We start from the raw sequence: 17,277 nt of genomic DNA, 5'->3' as shown, positions 1-17,277 counted from the left end.
TTTTTAAGATTGTTTCTTATTTCGCAATAAAAAGACCTTGCCAATATCACTGGCGAGGTCTTTTTGTTTAACGATGATAAGTATATCGATGCATCACTTCTTCGCCTGTGCAATCAGCTCATTATTTAAACGTACGTACTCATCTGTTTTCATATCGGCAGCCATTTTTGCACCTTCCTGGGCTGTAGTTATAGCTGCCGCCTTATCGCCCTTTTTCAATAAGATCCGGGCTTTCCATAGTTTGGGCACAAACGGCGGAAAGTTCTTGTCTTTTTCCAATTCGGTTGCCCAGGCTAAGGCCTTGTCCAGATTTTTATTATTGTTGTAATAATAGATCAAAGCTTCATAGTATGGCTTTTTATCTGTATTCATGGCCGAGTCAATCCTGGCCATCACCTTGGCATCAATATCGGTGGTCATGTGGATCGTGAAACCGCTGTGCTCCCACATCATCTGCAAATCGCAGGTAGTTGCCGCTACATTGCTGAACGCGAGGGTCATGGTTTCTGTTAAAACCTTAAGATGTTCTGTTTTTACTTTAAAACGCAAAAAATCATCAGCTTCCTTATAGTTATACGCGCCCCATTGTTTAGGTTGTTTGCTGAGGATGATGGTCCATTCGTTTTCGCCGGGAATGCTGAACAGCCCATACTCGCCCGCCGGGATCTTGTTGCCCTCCATACTTACCTCGTCGGTAAATTTAATTACCGTGGCCGAATTGGCCCCCGTGCGCCAAACTTTTCCGTAAGGTTCCATGCCTCCAAATATTTTACGGCCCCTTACATCCGGACGGGAGTAAACCAGACTGATTTTGCCGAGGCCGAAATCCTGCACAATACTTTGGGTTGAACTGGGTTGCGGCGTTAACTGCGCATAAACATTTACCGCAGTGAAGATCATCATGGTGATGATACAGGTAAATAACTTTTTCATGATTAAGTGTGTGGTGGTTATATAAGATTAATAATTGGTGTGCTACTTTTTATCGGCAGTGAATGTACCCGCGTCAACATCCTTCAAAAAAGCAATGAGGTTTTTGAAATAGTTTTGCTGATCATCGTACATGCTCATGTGGCTGCCGTTAGGGCATAGATAAGTGCGACTGTTGGGCAACAAACGGCCTTCCTTTTTCATGTCTTCGGGGTTCATTTCATCGTGTACACCGCCTAAAACAAGGATTGGAGTTTTTATATCATGCAATTTATCCCAAAATTCCCAGTTTTTGAAATTGCCGGTTACGTGGAACTCGTCAACGCCCTGCATTTGTATGTAGATGGTATGATTAGCTTTTTTAAAGGCACGCCATAGCGGTTCGGGCCAGCTTTCTAAAGGCAGTCGGCAGATTACCTGTGTGTATAGTTTGTTCATCAGCAGGTCGTTGTATTGAGGCGAGTCGTATTGTTTAAGCCTGTCTAACGAATCAAATACAGTGATATCACGCGGCGTAAAAAACTTTTTTTTCAATTCGGCGGCATAGGCGACATAGCCTTTAACACCGGCTGTCATGTTTGATAATACGGCGCCCTTAACATGCGATTGGTATTTGTGCAGGTATTCCATAGCCAGCATACCGCCCCATGAATGTCCGAGTATATAAAAATTATCAAGTCCTAATCCTTTACGCACTTCTTCAACTTCTTCAACATAACGCGGAATGTTCCATAATGAGGTATCAGCAGGTGCATCCGAATTACCACAGCCAAGCTGATCATAATAATAAAACTCAATGCCCTCCTTCGGCAAAAAATCTTCAAAGCATTCCATATAGTCGTGTGAAAAACCCGGACCGCCATGCAGTAGCAGCACTTTTATTTTACCGTCGCCAACTTTTTTCGTCCATACGTTATACTTACCGGCAACTTTAATGAGCTTATTACCGCCGGTTTTTATTTCGCAGGGAATGTTTGATGATTCAGTTGCGGTATCTGCCGCTGGTTTTGACGGATTATTGCATGCGCAAAAGCAGGCAGCAATCAGGATGAAGAATAGCTTTTTCATGTTAGCGATAGGAATGGTGGAGGTGATTATCTTAGATAAAGATAATAAGAAGCTCACTAAATTAGCTTCATTGGATATATAAAAAAAGCGTCATTGCTTTGTTAATTCGCAATGACGCTCCTAAATATTAAACAAGGTGCTTCTCCGGAAAGGATTTCGCTGGGTTTTTATATTCTCTCAATATCGCCGCTACCTGCTTTTGAGCTTGAAATATTTTTAGCACCGCCAGTATAATGCACATCGCCTGATCCGCTCACCGAAGCTTCAATTTTGTTACTGGCGTTGATGGTGGCATCGCCCGAACCGGCTATGTGCACTTCGGTGTTAATGGTGATCAGGTCGCGGGCGGTAAAATCACCGGAGCCTACAACATTTACTCTCGAATTATCGGCCCGGCCCGAAAGTTTCATATCACCAGAACCAGAAATGCTGCTATCCAGGTTTTTAGCGTTCACTTTGCCCAGCATATCGCCCGAGCCAACAACTTTTAATTTTAATGAGGTAGTGCTGATGCCATCTTTGAAATAAACATCGCCCGAACCGGCAACGTTAATGCTGGTCATATCTTTAGCTACCACATGCACAATCATTTTACGGCTGCGGCCAAAGCTCCAGTTATCCCAGTTGGTGCCTTTTTTACTGTAGATCTTCAATACGCCGCCTTGAACTTCGGTAATGATCTTGTCGATAACATCCGAAGGCGCTTCGACTTTTACCGATTCGTTTGAGCCCTGTGTAAAGTAAACATCAAATGAACCTGCAAGCTCAATAGCACTGAAGCCTGATAGATGACGGTCTTGCGTGGTTTGATCAGCGTGTTTAACAATTGGGTGCGATGGTTTTGCAGTGCTGTAACCAGTTGTTCCTGCTGCCAATGCTGCAGCTAATAATATTTTTGAGATTGATTTCATGACAGTTGTTTTAGTTTCGTTTTCAAATTAGACGCCGGTAGGGGGAGGAAAGTTGCACGGGATCTGATTTTTTTGTGGGGGTGAGTGGGTGAGTGGTTGGTTAAATAAGGCCTGTCAGTCTGAGCCTGTCGAAGACTCGCGCGCAGAGGCCCTACCCGCGATGCTTCGACAGGCTCAGCATGACACCTGTTTTTTATTTTGTCAGGGGTAAGAATCAACCATTCACCCAATCAACTTTCAATCAACCTTAATGTAATAATTGAATGTATCCACCTCTACATTATCCTTGTTGATACCATCTATCTTAACCGGGGTAAACTGATCGGTAGGTTTGATGAACTGGTATTCGCCGCCTTTAACGCGTACCCTCACCGGCATGTTAAATCCATCGGCATTGGCCAGCCATTTGGAATAAAGCTTACCGTCTTTAACTACAAATTGCAGGGTTGGGATATCTTTATAATGCAGGTACTGGTCAAACACAGGCGCCAGGTTCATGCCCGCCCGTTTGCAGATATAACCCACGACATCGTCATAAGTAACGGTTTTATGGTAGAATGTTTTGTTAAGTCCGCGGAGGATACTGCGCCATTTGTCATCGTTGTTGATGATGGTACGTACCATGTTTAACAGGTTGCCGCCTTTGTAATACATATCACCTGAACCTTCCATGTTTACACCATACGGCCCTACGATTGGCTTGTCGTTACGGATATTTTTACGGGTGCCGTTCACGTATTCCTGCCCGGCTTGCTTGCCATAGTAGGTTTCAATGAACAGCGATTCGGAATAATTGGTGAAACTTTCGTGGATCCACATATCGGCCACATCTTTTGAGGTGATGTTATTGCCGAACCATTCATGACCGCTTTCGTGTACTACAATAAAATCCCATTTAAGGCCCCAGCCTGTACCCGAAAGGTCGCGACCGAGATAGCCGTTTTTATAGTGGTTGCCATAAGCTGTGCCGCTTTGGTGTTCCATGCCGAGGTGAGGGGTTTCAACCAGTTTATAGCCGTCTTCATAAAAAGGATAGGGGCCAAACCAGTATTCAAACGACTTGAGCATTCGTGGCGCGTCGAGCTCCCATTGCTTTTTGGCTTTATCAACATTGTAACTTAAAGGCCAGTAATCAAGCGTTAACGGGCCTTTTTCGCCCTGGTAAGTACCTTCAAAGTGAGCATAGTCACCAATATTGGCTTCTATGTCATAATTGTTGATAGGGTTAGCTACAAACCAATCAAAGCGGGTATAGCCGTTGTTCAAATCAGTTACTTTGCGCAATCTGCCATTTGAAACATCTTTTAAACCATTAGGAGCGCTGATACTGATCAGGGCGCTGTCTACCTCATCGTACTGATGATCTTTTGTAGGCCACCAGATGCTGGCGCCAATACCCTGGCAGGCCGTTGCTATCCAAGGTTTACCAAGCGAATCGGTAGCATAAACTACGCCGCCATCCCATGGGGCTCGTTTGGCAATGGTGGGGTTACCTGAGTAATAAACGGTAAACTCATCCTTGCTGCCTTTTTTTATCGTTTTTGGGAAGGTGACAAACACTGCGTTAAATTCGCGGGTAAAAGGTATTTCGGCGCCTTCATAAACCACTTTCTCTATTTTTAAATTAGAAAACAGATCGAACTGGAGTTTAGTAAAGTCTTGGGTAGCGGTGAACTTGAACAGGTTACTGCCGCTAATGAATTTTTTATCGATATCAAACTTCACATCAAGGTGATAGTAGTTAATATCATAGCAGGTGCGCAGCGCTGTTAAACTGCCCCTAAGCGAATCGGCACGGGTAAATATTTGCCTGTTGGTGCCCAATTGTGCCTGGGTAACCTGGAATGCGGTGCCTAAAATTGCTATCGACAACGCGCATATATTCAGTAGTTTGTTTTTCATTTATGTATTGGGATTAATCCATGAGCGCACCCACGTAGTAATTTAAATAATCAATTTCGATATTGTCTTTAGTAGCACCAGCAATTTCAACAGGGCTCATTTGTTTTGTTGGGGTGATAAATTTGTATTCGCCACCCTTTACACGTATCCTGATAGGCATATTGAAATCCTTAGCTTCGGCTATCCAACGGCAGTAAAGCTTATTCTCATGACTGGTAAATTCAAGAACGGGCAGACTGCGGTAATGCAGGTACTGATCAAAAACTGCCGAAAGGTCCATGCCTGATTGCTGGTTGATAAACCCTAATACATCATCATAGGTAACCGTTTTATGATAAAAAGTTTTGTTAAGCCCGCGCAGGATGCCACGCCATTTTTCATCATCATTAATAATAGTGCGGATCATGTTCAGGAACACAGCACCTTTAGAGTACATATCGCCCGAGCCTTCTTTGTTTACATTGTAAACGCCAACTATAGGGCCGTCATTATTAATGGTGAGCCTTAAACCGTAGTTATATTCCTGTCCGGCTTTTTTGCCCCAGTTATCCTCTACAAAAAGAGATTCAGAATAACAGGTAAAACTTTCGTGAATCCACATATCGGCAAGGTCTTTATCAGTTATATTGTTGCCGAACCATTCGTGCCCGCTTTCGTGTACAATGATGTAATCCCATTTGGTACCCCAGCCAGTGCCCGACATATCATATCCCAGGTATCCATTTAAAAAACGGTTGCCATAAGCCGTGGCGCTTTGATGCTCCATACCTAAGTGAGGTGTTTCAACCAGTTTGTAACCGTCCTCATAAAAAGGATAAGGGCCAAACCAGTGTTCAAAAGCCTTTAGCATAGGTTTTACGTTGGCGGGGAAGTGTTTTTTTGCTTTTTCGAGACTTGTAGGCAGCACCCAGTAATCGAGGCTGAGCTTGCCTTTTTCGCCCATGTAGGTATCTTCAAAATGAACATAATCGGCAATGTTGGCAACCACATCATAATTATTGATCGGGTTAGCCACAAACCAATCGAACCGGGTGTACCCATCCTTAAGCTGGGTTACTTTACGCAGGCGACCGTTCGAAACATCTTTTAAACCTTTAGGTACGCTGATGCTGATCATCATACTGTCTACCTCATCGCTAAGGTGATCTTTAGTGGGCCACCAAATGCTGGCACCTATTCCTTCGCAGGCAGTGGCTACGAAGGGTTTGCCCAACGAATCTTTTTTAAACACCACCCCACCATCCCAGGGTGCGTTTATAGCTATTGTTGGGTTGCCCGAATAATAAACGGTAAACTCATCTTTACTGCCTTTAGTTATAGTTTGAGGGAAAGTAATGAATGCCGCATTACCATCGCGGGTAAAGGTTATCTCTTTACCTTTATAAACAACCTTTTCAATTTTCAGGTTAGCAAACAGATCGAACTGGAGTTTGTTAAAATCCTGCGTGGCGGTAAATTTAAACTGGTTACTGCCGCTGATGAATTTTTTATCGATATCAAACTTAACATCTAAATGGTAATAGTTAATATCATAGCAGGTACGCAAGGGGGTAAGCATACCGCGAAGCGAATCGGCATGGGTAAACTGCTCTTTTTCTTTCAATAGTTGTGCCTTTGCCTGCTGGCTAATTGTCGCAGTGCTTAGTAAGGTGAGCGCTGCAAGATATAGTTGTTTTATTTTCATGTACTTAATTGTAACAGGTTAAAAGGTATCCATGATGTTTTTCTGCCAGATATCAGCAGCATATTTCCGGAAAGCAGCCGGGGCGGCTTTAAAAGCTGCATCAAAAATATAAATGCCACCTCTATAATCTTTACCAGATATTTTTACTTTGTTAGTGCCTCGAACGGCGTATTTTTTATCTCCCTCGTGCATAATAATTTTCATATCACAGGGACTTACATCACTACGGCAAACGGTACGATAAACCAACCATACTTCGGCTACGCCATTATTATCTGCGTCCGTAACTGTAAATGTTCCCGGAACATAATTTGCCGTTATATCAAAGGAACAATCAGCAACAAAATCATAAGTCTGCCAGCTCAGTTTAAACTGATCGGTACCCGTAATATTGTAATGATAGGCATATAAAGCGGCATCGCGGCCGTCACTGTTTTCGGTGTTTTTGGTTTTGGTTTCGCCGGTTTCTGTGGTGATCACTATATGATCGCCTGTTTTATCCGTGTATTTAACCGCATCGATGATATGCCCCTTGTAAGTAATGGGTTTGGGGATATCTGCTTTGCTAAGCTTAATTACTTTGAGTTGAGCAACAGAGACCTGGGTAATAATGATTAGCAATATGATGGTGAAAGATAGTTTCATAAACCTAAGTTAAAGCTTATTTATAAAACCATTGGCCGGAATTAAAAAGTCCGGCCAATGGTTTAAGGAAAGTGGAGTAAAAACCTAACCTCTTACCTCCAACCTCTAAATAACTACTTCAAAACCTGTACATCAATGTAGCTATCGTTATAAACTGTTTCGGTAGCCTTGATGTAATCACTTTCATCTGCTTTATAAGGGTTCTCCACATATTTTTGTGGGTTACGCGCTACAATAGGGAACCAGGTGCTTTGTACCTGGATCATGATGCGGTGACCTTTTTTAAAGGTATGCAGCACATCCTGCAGGCGGAAGTTCACATCTGTTTTTTGGTTAGCTACCAATGCCTCTGGTTTTTCAAAGCTGTTACGGAAACGGGCCGGCATTACTTCCGAACGTACCATTTGCCAGTAATTGCTCAGGATGGTGTTTTTGTTAGGCATGTATGGATTGTTTGGTTCGTCGGCCGGATAAACATCAATCAGTTTCACAACAAAATCGGCGTCGGTACCTGTTGTGGCAATTTTAAGGTGCGCCATGATCTCGCCGCCAAGGGTAACATCGTCATTTAATACCTCGCTCTGGTAAACCAATACATCCGGACGGCGACCTGCAAAACGCTGGTCCTCGCTCATATAATTATGAGGGGTGAAGCCCATGGTAGTGGTGTTGTCTTCAGTGTAAGGAACCGGTTTAAGCGGATCGCTTACATAGGAAACTGAACCTGCGGTTGCAGGCTGAGTATTAGTAAGCTTACCATCGGCACCTAAAAACATTTTTTCATGCACGGCATTGGCGGCAGGCCATTTATCAAATGTTGCCCATTCCTTTTTGCCGGTATTAAACATGTAAGCATTTGGCAAGCCGGAATTTTTATCGCCATTACCTTTCAAAAAGTGGTTGAAGAATTTGGCTTCGATGTTTTTTTGGTAAAAGGTAGCCACGCTATCACCAAAGTAAATATTGCTATGCATGGTATGCCCGGTTTCGCGCGACCAGCGGCCATGACCGAATGGTCCCATTACAATAGTATTGTAAGCGTTAGGATCAGATTTGTTGATGGTTTTATAAATAGCCAGCGGACCGGTTAGGTCTTCGGCATCAAACCAGCCGCCAACCAGCATCACCGCAGGCTTTACTTTGCCGTAATGTTTCAGCAGGCCACGTTTTTGCCAAAACTCATCGTAGTTAGGATGATTGATAGTTTCCTGCCAAAAGAAGTTATCATGATAAAATTTATCGGCGTTTTTAAGCGGGCCAAGATCTAATAAATACTGGTAACCATCTTTGCTGTCGGGTTTAAGCATGGTATACCAGGCTTTGCTGGTTGTATCAGTTTTTTGAACACCAAATACCGGGAAGGTGAAAAAGTACCCCTCAATGAAAGCACCATTGTGGTGAAAATCGTCAAAAAAGAAATCGGAAATAGGGGCTTGCGGCGATGATGCCTTAAGTGCCGGGTGGTTTGACAGGATGCCCGCAGCAGTATAAAAGCCCGGGTACGAGATACCATACTGGCCAACCTTGCCATTGTTGTTGGCTACGTTTTTAACCAGCCAGTCGATGGTGTCATAGGTGTCAGAACCCTCGTCAACATCTTTTTTGCTTTTCTTGTTATCGATAACCGGCGTCATGTTAGTCCAGCTGCCTTCACTTTTCCAACGGCCGCGTACGTCCTGGTAAACAAAAATATAACCTTCTTTCATCATAATTTCAGACGGGCCAAGCCTTTGAGGATATTTGTCCTCGCCGTAAGGGGCGACGCTGTAGCAGGTACGCATCATCATCATCGGGTACTTATTTTGCGATGAAGCATCTTTTGGGGTATAAATAGAGGTGAACAGTTTTACACCATCGCGCATGGTGATGTACACCTCTTTTTTGGTAAAATGCTCCTTTACGTAAGTGCTTTGAGCATTAACGCCGGTATATAGCAATACCAGCACAAAAAATAAGTTAATTTTCTTCATAAGATCAGTCGTGTTAAATTGGGTTAAATTTAATAAAGAGTTAACGATAAACCGATTTATCAATGGTTCTGTTACAAACTGGGTAAAAAGCTGTTGGTATGGGATAAATTTTATGTCGGATTTCGGATGTTCGATTTCGGATTTTTGTCTGAACCGGGATTAAATCCCTAAAATCATGGTTCAGAAAATAATTGCTAACCTCTAATCTCCAATCACTAATCTCTCAAAAGCAACTTTAAAATCCTTAACTTTGCCCACCATAAAATACACACTACTATGCAATATGATGTTATAGTTATAGGTTCGGGCCCCGGTGGTTATGTAGCCGCTATCCGCTGTGCCCAGCTTGGTTTAAAAACCGCAATTGTTGAAAAGTATAATACCCTTGGTGGTACCTGCCTTAACGTAGGTTGTATCCCCTCGAAGGCGCTGTTGGATTCGTCTGAACATTACCACAATGCTGCCCATGCTTTTAAAACACATGGCATCAATCTAAAAGATCTTTCGATAGATTTTGGACAGATGATTAAACGCAAGCAGGAAGTTGTTGATGCCAACACCAGCGGTATCACCTACCTGATGAAGAAAAATAAGATCGACACCCATTTTGGTGTAGGATCATTTAAAGATAAAAATACCATCACCGTTAAAAAGAGTGATGGTACCGTTACCGAGATCACCGGAAAAAATGTGATCATCGCTACAGGTTCAAAACCATCGGCTTTGCCATTTCTGCCTATCGATAAAAAACGCATTATTACATCAACCGAAGCATTAAGCCTGAGCGAAGTACCAAAACACCTGGTGTTGATTGGTGGCGGCGTTATCGGTTTGGAGTTGGGTTCGGTTTATGCCCGTTTAGGCGCCAAAGTATCTGTAATTGAATTTATGGACGGCATTATCCCAACTATGGATAAGGGCCTGGGCCGTGAGCTGCAAAAAGTACTAACTAAACTGGGTATGGAATTTTACCTGGGCCACAAAGTTACCGGCGCTGCCGTAAAAGGTAAAGAAGTAACCGTTAGCTTTGATACCCCTAAAGGCGAAAAGAAAGAACTGAAAGGCGATTACTGCCTGGTAGCTGTTGGTCGTATAGCTTACACCGATGGCTTAGGTTTGGAAAACATTGGCATCACTGTTGAAGAGCGTGGCCGTAAAATTACGGTTGATGAGCACCTGGAAACCAAAGTTAAAGGTGTTTATGCCATTGGCGATGTGATTAAAGGCGCTATGCTTGCCCACAAGGCGGAGGACGAAGGTACGCTGGTTGCCGAGATCATTGCAGGTCAGAAACCACACATTGATTACAACCTGATTCCGGGTGTGGTTTATACCTGGCCAGAAGTTGCCGCTGTTGGTCAAACAGAAGAGCAACTGAAAGCAGCCGGTGTTAAATACAAAACCGGTTCGTTCCCGTTCAAAGCCAGCGGCCGTGCCCGTGCCAGCGATGATCTGGATGGTTTTGTGAAAGTATTGGCCGATGCTACTACCGACGAGATTTTAGGTGTACACATGATTGGTCCGCGTACTGCCGACATGATAGCCGAAGCCGTTGTAGCGATGGAGTACCGTGCAAGTGCCGAAGATATTTCGCGCATGAGCCACGCCCACCCAACCTATACTGAAGCCATGCGTGAAGCATGTTTGGCTGCTACTGAAAACAGGGCGATACATATTTAATAATTTCGGATTTCGGATTTTCGATGTCGGATTTTTAATTTGAAATATTTAAAAGCGGTTATCATTTGATAGCCGCTTTTTTAATTTTAAGTTAGCGGTAAATACTTCGGCTATGAAAGTAATAACCTGCTCCTTATTCGCATTTTTTATTTTGCTTGGCTGTGTAGTTAATGCACAAACCAAAAAAATTAAATCAATACCTGATATCGAGGTTTACGACATCAACGGAAAGCATACCACGTTAAAGCAATTAGGCCAAAACAAAGTGCTGTTTATTGATTGCTGGTTTGTGCCTTGTCCGCCTTGTTTTCGTGAAATGGGCATGCTGCACAAGCTTTACGCCCAATATAAAGCCAATAAAAAATTTTGTTTCATAACCCTATGCCAAACCGATAGCGGGATAGTTAAGCGGTTTATAGCACAGGATAAATCGATGGTTAACTTTGTTAATCTGTATAAACATTACAGTATGCGGGACGATTTTAAATTACCTGTGTATTTTATACCAGGTTGTAACGAAAAGATTTACACCGGTAAGGTATTAGCAAAATATACGCCCGATGATAAAACCAAATGCCCCGACAGGCAGTTTGGTTTTAGAGGATACCCAACAGTCTTTATTTTTAACAAACAGGGAAAATTGATCTTCAAAAAAACGGGATATGGTGAACATGAAGAAATCAATACACAAAAGATGGAAAACCTGATAGCCCGAAGCATAACCGCTAAATGATATGATAGTATTGGCAGATATAGGAATTGTAGTATTAACCATTGCGTTGATGGAACTCATCTCCTGGGCCATGCACAAATACCTTTTCCATGGGCCATTGTGGTTTATTCACAAAACGCATCATCAACAAAGGCATGGCTGGTTTGAGCTGAATGACCTGTTCAGTATCGGCTTTGCTGCTTTTGCTTTATGGCTGATGTGGATAGGACATTTAACTCTGGACTACCGGTTTTGGATAGGTACAGGTATCAGTATCTACGGTATCATTTATTTCATTTTCCACGATTGGTTTATTCATAATCGTTTCAAAGCTTTCAAAAGTAACAACCGCTACCTGGCCGGGATCCGCCGGGCGCATAAAATCCATCATAAATCAACGGAGAAATATCCATCGGAAGAATTTGGGTTATTGGTGGCCAGCAGGAAATGGTTCAGGAAATGATGCCGCTTTTAAAAAAATCGGTAATAGTTGTGATGGTTGTATCGTTAAACGAACCTAAATCAAGAAGATCGAGATCTCCTGTTAACAGGTAGGTGGCATCGCTATCAACAGCTAAGGCTAAGAGGAAATTATCCTTTTCGTCCCGGCACGCTTCCACAGTGCTTTTCACCTCTACAAATTCCGCATATTCTTCAATAGTCTCGATGAGATCTTCAATATCGATCGATGTAAAGTAGCGCCGAAACTTTGGACGTTTGGCAACTTCTAAAAATTCGTCCAATAACTCTTTACTAAAAACAAGTTTTACCTGGTTATTAAAAAGTAAAGTATCAAGATTAGAATAGTCCTTCCTAATAAGGAAGCTTATCCATAAATTGGTATCTAAAATTACTTTAATCAACTTACCGGGAATAACGCTTTGCACGTACAGTTTCCACCTCTTTTGTAATTTGTTCGAGAGTTAAATCCGCATTTTTGTTTCGTAAACGCCTTAGCACATCCTGAAACCCAACTTTGGAATCGTCCTGGATAGCTATCAGATCAAGCTCTGCCAGATCATTCAAAAGCTTCAAAGCTTTCGGATTGAGTATGTTTATTTTTAGCGTATCCATATAACAAATATAACGATTCTGTTTTATTTGTAATAAGAAGTGTTTTGTTACAGATGATTACCTTTGCCCCAACATCTATGAACATCCTCATCGTAAACAACACCCCGATCCCGGCAACAAAATATGGCGGCACCGAGCGGATCATCTGGTGGCTTGGCCGCGAGTTGAACCGGTTGGGGCATAGGGTTACCTATTTGGTAGGAGCGGGCTCAACCTGTCCGTTTGCCAGGGTGCTGATCTATGATCCGGCTGTTGATATCAATCAGCAGGTGCCTGATGATATTGATGTGGTACATTTTCAGTTTCAGGTGAGTGGTTTTACTAAAAAGCCTTATATCGTAACTGTTCATAATAACCCTGGTGGTTTGCAATTAGATGTTAACTCGGTATTTGTGTCGGCCAATCATGCGCAAAGGCACGGTTCAGCGGTATTTGTACACAATGCTATAGATACGGCCGACTATCGAAAGCCCGATCTCAACAACAAACGGACCCATACCCATTTCCTCGCTAAAGCAGCATGGCGCGTTAAAAATGTAAAAGGCGCTATTGATGTAGCTACGATGAGCGGGAATAAGCTTGTTGTACTTGGTGGTACACGATTGAACCTGAAAATGGGATTGCGCTTTACGCCTAACCTTAATGTGCGTTTTAAGGGAATGGTTGGTGATGAAGCAAAATCGATAGTGATGAACGGTTCAAAAGCCTTGCTTTTCCCGGTACTGTGGCATGAGCCATTCGGGATAGCCATTGTTGAAAGCCTTTATTTTGGCTGCCCGGTTTTTGGTACGCCTTACGGATCGTTGCCCGAACTGGCGCCCGCTGAAGTTGGCTTACTTTCGGCCAGTAAATCTGAATTAGCCGCCGGACTTAAAAACGTTGAAAGTTTTAATAAGCAATATTGCCATCAATATGCTGTCGATAATTTTAATATCGGCAAGATGGCTGCGGCATATTTAACCTTATATGAACAGGTTTTGAATGGTCGAAAATTAAATTTGGCCAGGCCCGAACTGATCAACCATGATCAGCCCAAATACCTTCCGTGGAATAATTAAAATTCAGCTATTTTTGGGCATAAATATTTTTAGTGGATAGTACAGCAGCTTCAATTTTTTCATCGCAAAAACGGCCTTATTTTATTGTGCTGTTATTAGCTATCGTGCTTAATGTAGCCGGTATCGGCATCAAATTCTTTACTGATGATGGGGCTTTGTATTCGGCCCTGGCCCGGAGCATGGCACAAAGCAATAACTTTACCGATCTGATGTATCACGGTGCCGACTGGCTGGATAAACCGCATTTCCCCTTCTGGATTATCGCCATCAGTTTTAAGATTTTCGGCATCAATACTTTTGCTTATAAATTGCCCGCCCTGCTGTTTTTTTTCATGTCGGTGGCGTACACTTACAAGCTTGCCAAAAAGTTTTATGGCGATGAAACAGCTATTATCGCTATCTTGATCCTGCTTACCGCTCAACACAGCGTAATGTCAAATACGGATGTACGTGCCGAGCCTTATATTATGGGCCTGCTCATGGGTGCTGTTTATCACTTTTATAAGGTAAAAGAACGGTTCAGCATGGCCAATGTCCTGCTGGCATCCATATTTACAGCCTGCGCCGTAATGACCAAAGGCATTTACCTGCTTATCCCGATAGGTACGTCCATCATCGGCGACTATTTATTTAAAGGGAACATCAAAGGCGTATTCCATTGGAAATGGCTGCTCTCGTTTATATTGGTGGTGATATTTACTTTACCCGAAATTTATTCGGTATACACGCAGTTTGATCTTCACCCCGAAAAAGTTGTTTTCGGTCGCACCAGGATTTCAGGCATCCACTGGTTTTTGTGGGATAGCCAGTTCGGGCGTTTCAACAATAACGGTTATATTACTAATACACACGGCGACAAACTGTTTTTTGTTCATACCTTGCTGTGGGCTTTCGCGCCATGGGCTATTATCCTGTTCTATGCGCTGTATGCTACCATCAGGAAAATGGTTAAACGTATAGCCCTGCCCGAATATCTGTGTATCTCAGGAAGCGTATTAATGTTGCTGATCTTTTCGGCCTCCAAATTTCAGCTTCCATTTTACACTAATATCCTGTTCCCGTTTTTTGCTATTATAACAGCGGTATTTATTAGCTCATTAAAAATTGGCGCCGAATTTAAGTTTTTCAAGATAACTCAATATGTCATGACAGGGCTTTTATTGGTTGCTGTTATTGCGCTTAATTTCATTTTCGCGCCGGAGCGCTGGCCTGTATTTGTTGTGTTGATTATAGCGTTTATTGGCTTGGCTATCTATATTTATAAAAAGCCAACACAGATTTACCCGTCCGTATTCTTATTTACCTGTGCCGTGTCAGTTCTGGTGAATGCTTATCTCGTAACGGTTGCTTATCCAACTATCGTTGACTACCGCGGAGATCTTTCGGCTGCTGAATACCTCAATCAAAACTATCCACAGGAAAAAGTGAGCGCCGCGGTTTTATCAAACACCTTCGATTTTTATTACAAAGGCAGCGTTACTTATACTAATATTGATGCTATCCTGAAAACCGACAGTCTGAAAAGCCGCATTGTTGTAGCTGATGAAAAAACGGTAGCCGAATTAAAAGACAAAGGGATTGCCTATACGACAATAGAAGCTTTTCAGGATTTTCCTCATGAAAACCTTAGCCTGCCCTTTATCATCAAAAAGAAGAGGAGTACTACTTTGGATCATTTTTATCTGATCAGGATCAGGTAGAGCAATGCCTGCTATAAATTAACAAATAGTCTTTAACCAAAGTTATTAGTCGGTTAATTATAGGGCGATAAAACATAGCAATCAAAAGGCTGCCCCTGAGACAGCCTTTTGATTGTTTAAATAAATTTACCAGCCCGGATTTTGTGTTAACGCGGGATTAAGGGTAATTTGTTGCGCCGGGATCGGATATAGATAATTTTTTTCCGAAAAGTTACGTGCTGTATTGTCAAGGATCAGCTGGCCGTTGGCATCCAAAGCGTTGGTAGGAGCTGGCTTTAAAGGGTTTGGCCCAACATCGGCCTGTGTACCTTTAAATTTAATACCTACCGGCCATGGGCTTACAAAAGCACTGATGTTTCCATAAGCGGTACCCCCGGTGTTGGTAACCAGGTCGGTAGCAGCACTATGCCAGCGCTTAATATCGTCAAACCTGAAGTTTTCATAATAAAGCTCGATAAAACGTTCCCTCCTGATCTCTGTGCGCAGATCTAATCCGTTTGCGCCTGCGAAACCATTTGTTAAGGGCGGCATATTTTTATTAGCCCGTAAACGTACCAGGTTGAGCGATTTGTTAAGATCCGCATCTGTTATAGCGCCGCCACGTTCATAAACTGCTTCCGCATAATTGAGCAATACCTCGGCATAACGGATCACCGGGTAATCTTCCGACTCTTTCGTATCCGGGCAGTTACGTTCAGTTACCCATTTTTGGTTTCCATACCCGGAGATCTGAACAACTTTTCCGGTTGACGTAGCAATATCAGCGGCGTCATTTAACCAGGTTACACGGTAATTGGCATTACCATACCAGTAATACATGTTATTTATTTTGATGGTATACTTTAAGCGGTTGTCGCGATTCACAAATTCCGAACCGTAGGTTTCAAAACCCTGGAATAGCGGCGATTTTTCAATAGGTAATCCATCCTGGCATAAAAACGCGTTAACATATTTATGCTGAGGCCCAATTTGCGTTCCCTGCCTGCTGATATTTGTTCCGATTGTTTTGCTCACATCATCATAACGGTACGATAAAAGGTACTCATGGTTAGCAGTTTTGGTAACTGAAGCCGGGTTTGATTTTGGGTTTTCGAGGATAAAAAGGTACTTCTGCGCAGAGTCACCCAATATGGTGCTGTTGCCGCCCAATGCATTTGAAGCAGGCGTGCCGAAAAGTGCAAATTGATTGCTGGTAATTACGGCATTAGAAGCTGCCGCTGATTTATCGAGCAGCATATTATAACGGGCAGCATCACCGTTTCTGAATTTTAGCCATGTACCTTCATAAAGCGCAACCCTTCCCAGAAATGCTTGCGCGGCAGGTTTGCTCACCCGGCCAAAATCTGCAGAATTGGCTAAGATGGATGCAGGCAAATTTGGTATGGCTGCTTCCAGATCGGCTACGATCTGATCAACTATTTGGTCGCGTGTTGCCCTGCCTCCATAAAGCTCTGGCGAATCCAGGTTCAGCGTTTTGGTGATCAGCGGAACCCCGCCATACAATTGCAGTAATTCAAAGTAGCAGTAAGCTCTGAAAAATTTAGCTTCCGCTACAAATTGGCTGATGCTGGCCTGGTCAGAAAAAGTGGCGGCCTTTTCCAACAAATAGTTGCAATTCCTGATATTGACATAATTATTATTCCAATAATTATCACTTGCCGGAACAGTATTGATGCCTGCCCCATAAATGCCCCCGCCGCCAAACACATCTGCACGCCCGTCATAATGCGGGTTATCTGCAAACGAGTTGTTGAAATTACGGAGATAACCATAATATTGGTTGGCAAATGTTTTAAAGTCATTGGCCGATTTGAAGTAAGCAGCCTCTGAAAGCTGATCCTGCGGAATAAGGTTAAGCGACTTGTTGCAAGCGGACAAGCCTGTAATAATAATGATTGACAGGATACTGAAGATCCTTCGGTATATATTTTTCATAATCATTT

General features: G+C 42.8%; 15 protein-coding genes. 5 read left to right on the top strand and 10 right to left on the bottom strand.

Annotated elements, in window-relative coordinates; translation table 11 throughout:
• Positions 1-93 precede the first annotated feature (93 nt).
• From MusilaSJ_RS11840 to MusilaSJ_RS11810, 7 genes are all read right to left on the bottom strand, one after another.
• Entirely contained in the window at positions 94-933 is an 840-nt protein-coding gene (locus MusilaSJ_RS11840; RefSeq protein WP_274990136.1) for a DUF2911 domain-containing protein, read from the bottom strand.
• Between the two features lie 42 nt (positions 934-975).
• Complete coding sequence (locus MusilaSJ_RS11835) at positions 976-1,998, bottom strand: proline iminopeptidase-family hydrolase (protein ID WP_274990135.1); 1,023 nt, start codon at positions 1,996-1,998, stop codon at positions 976-978.
• A gap of 167 nt (positions 1,999-2,165) precedes the next feature.
• Positions 2,166-2,909 carry a head GIN domain-containing protein gene (locus tag MusilaSJ_RS11830; protein WP_274990134.1) on the bottom strand — a complete coding sequence of 248 codons (744 nt, stop codon included), beginning with the start codon at positions 2,907-2,909 and terminating at the stop codon, positions 2,166-2,168.
• Positions 2,910-3,146: 237 nt separating this feature from the next.
• Positions 3,147-4,811: a M1 family metallopeptidase gene (locus MusilaSJ_RS11825; RefSeq protein WP_274990133.1), complete on the bottom strand. Its 1,665-nt coding sequence runs from the start codon at positions 4,809-4,811 to the stop codon at positions 3,147-3,149.
• 13 nt (positions 4,812-4,824) lie between these two features.
• Positions 4,825-6,495, bottom strand: a complete 1,671-nt coding sequence (locus MusilaSJ_RS11820; protein ID WP_274990132.1) for a M1 family metallopeptidase — start codon at positions 6,493-6,495, stop codon at positions 4,825-4,827.
• Between the two features lie 18 nt (positions 6,496-6,513).
• Complete coding sequence (locus MusilaSJ_RS11815; RefSeq protein ID WP_274990131.1) at positions 6,514-7,140, bottom strand: M949_RS01915 family surface polysaccharide biosynthesis protein; 627 nt, start codon at positions 7,138-7,140, stop codon at positions 6,514-6,516.
• Positions 7,141-7,253: 113 nt separating this feature from the next.
• Positions 7,254-9,110 (bottom strand): CocE/NonD family hydrolase, encoded by a 1,857-nt coding sequence (locus tag MusilaSJ_RS11810; protein WP_274990130.1) that lies wholly within the window; start codon positions 9,108-9,110, stop codon positions 7,254-7,256.
• Positions 9,111-9,386: 276 nt separating this feature from the next.
• On the opposite strand from MusilaSJ_RS11810, the gene lpdA reads away from it, so the two are divergent.
• The 3 genes from lpdA (at position 9,387) to MusilaSJ_RS11795 (ending at position 11,965) form a co-directional block, all read left to right on the top strand.
• The gene (gene lpdA, locus MusilaSJ_RS11805; RefSeq protein ID WP_274990129.1) at positions 9,387-10,790 is read left to right on the top strand and encodes a dihydrolipoyl dehydrogenase; all 1,404 of its coding nucleotides are present in this window, start codon (positions 9,387-9,389) and stop codon (positions 10,788-10,790) included.
• Positions 10,791-10,902: 112 nt separating this feature from the next.
• Entirely contained in the window at positions 10,903-11,523 is a 621-nt protein-coding gene (locus MusilaSJ_RS11800) for a TlpA family protein disulfide reductase (protein ID WP_274990128.1), read from the top strand.
• Position 11,524: 1 nt separating this feature from the next.
• The gene (locus MusilaSJ_RS11795) at positions 11,525-11,965 is read left to right on the top strand and encodes a sterol desaturase family protein (RefSeq protein ID WP_274990127.1); all 441 of its coding nucleotides are present in this window, start codon (positions 11,525-11,527) and stop codon (positions 11,963-11,965) included.
• Here MusilaSJ_RS11795 and MusilaSJ_RS11790 read toward each other — a convergent pair.
• Both MusilaSJ_RS11790 and MusilaSJ_RS11785 read right to left on the bottom strand, forming a co-directional pair.
• On the bottom strand, positions 11,955-12,365 hold the full coding sequence (locus MusilaSJ_RS11790; protein WP_274990126.1) for a putative toxin-antitoxin system toxin component, PIN family: 411 nt from the start codon (positions 12,363-12,365) through the stop codon (positions 11,955-11,957). The two genes, MusilaSJ_RS11795 and MusilaSJ_RS11790, sit on opposite strands and share 11 nt — an antisense overlap.
• A gap of 1 nt (position 12,366) precedes the next feature.
• Positions 12,367-12,576, bottom strand: coding sequence for a hypothetical protein (locus MusilaSJ_RS11785; RefSeq protein WP_274990125.1), 210 nt, complete (start codon positions 12,574-12,576; stop codon positions 12,367-12,369).
• A gap of 77 nt (positions 12,577-12,653) precedes the next feature.
• On the opposite strand from MusilaSJ_RS11785, the gene MusilaSJ_RS11780 reads away from it, so the two are divergent.
• Together MusilaSJ_RS11780 and MusilaSJ_RS11775 are read left to right on the top strand one after the other, a co-directional pair.
• Positions 12,654-13,634 (top strand): glycosyltransferase, encoded by a 981-nt coding sequence (locus MusilaSJ_RS11780; protein ID WP_274990124.1) that lies wholly within the window; start codon positions 12,654-12,656, stop codon positions 13,632-13,634.
• Positions 13,635-13,666: 32 nt separating this feature from the next.
• Positions 13,667-15,334: an ArnT family glycosyltransferase gene (locus MusilaSJ_RS11775; protein WP_274990123.1), complete on the top strand. Its 1,668-nt coding sequence runs from the start codon at positions 13,667-13,669 to the stop codon at positions 15,332-15,334.
• A 126-nt stretch (positions 15,335-15,460) separates the two neighbouring features.
• Here the strand turns inward: MusilaSJ_RS11775 and MusilaSJ_RS11770 are convergent, their stop codons facing one another.
• The gene (locus MusilaSJ_RS11770) at positions 15,461-17,269 is read right to left on the bottom strand and encodes a RagB/SusD family nutrient uptake outer membrane protein (protein ID WP_274990122.1); all 1,809 of its coding nucleotides are present in this window, start codon (positions 17,267-17,269) and stop codon (positions 15,461-15,463) included.
• Positions 17,270-17,277 lie beyond the last annotated feature (8 nt).

The organism is Mucilaginibacter sp. SJ (assembly GCF_028993635.1).
GTDB lineage: Bacteria > Bacteroidota > Bacteroidia > Sphingobacteriales > Sphingobacteriaceae > Mucilaginibacter.
This window is presented reverse-complemented; position numbering and strand designations above follow the sequence as displayed.